1 protein-coding gene is annotated in these 439 nt (G+C 33.3%); it reads right to left on the bottom strand.

Annotated features, from left to right (window positions below):
• Window positions 1–439 (bottom strand): lamin tail domain-containing protein (locus DWB61_RS17610; protein WP_148095945.1); only part of this gene is annotated, 439 nt, incomplete at both ends.

Here is a 439-nt window from a genome sequence, read left to right as displayed (position 1 = left end):
TTATAAAGCTCAACGGCTGCATTAGAGCATAAAATTAAATACTCATGAGATTGAATTTCAAAATCAGAAAGGATCTTCTCAGTACTCCCAACCTTTAATTTGTAGTCCTTTATATTAATAGGATAATCACTGGCATTATAAATCTCGATAAATTCATATTCTGGCAAGCCAACAACAGGAGTCTCATCAGCAAATATCTCATTGATTACAAGATCGTATTCATGGATATCGTGCCACATAAAATCGACACTTATTTCCTGCGAATTTCCACACTCATCTGTTAGGTTATTCATGGTCAATTTCTGGATCTCTCCATCTTGAAATGGACTTTCAAAATGAAGCCTTAAAACATTAGGTGATTCCTTTACAATTGATGAAATTGAATTGCCAACAATCGCATAATTTGAAAGTAATAGTGCTGCATCTTCATTTATACTTT

It is taken from the genome of Ancylomarina euxina (assembly GCF_003863355.1).
GTDB classification, from domain to species: Bacteria; Bacteroidota; Bacteroidia; order Bacteroidales; family Marinifilaceae; genus Ancylomarina; species Ancylomarina euxinus.
This window is presented reverse-complemented; position numbering and strand designations above follow the sequence as displayed.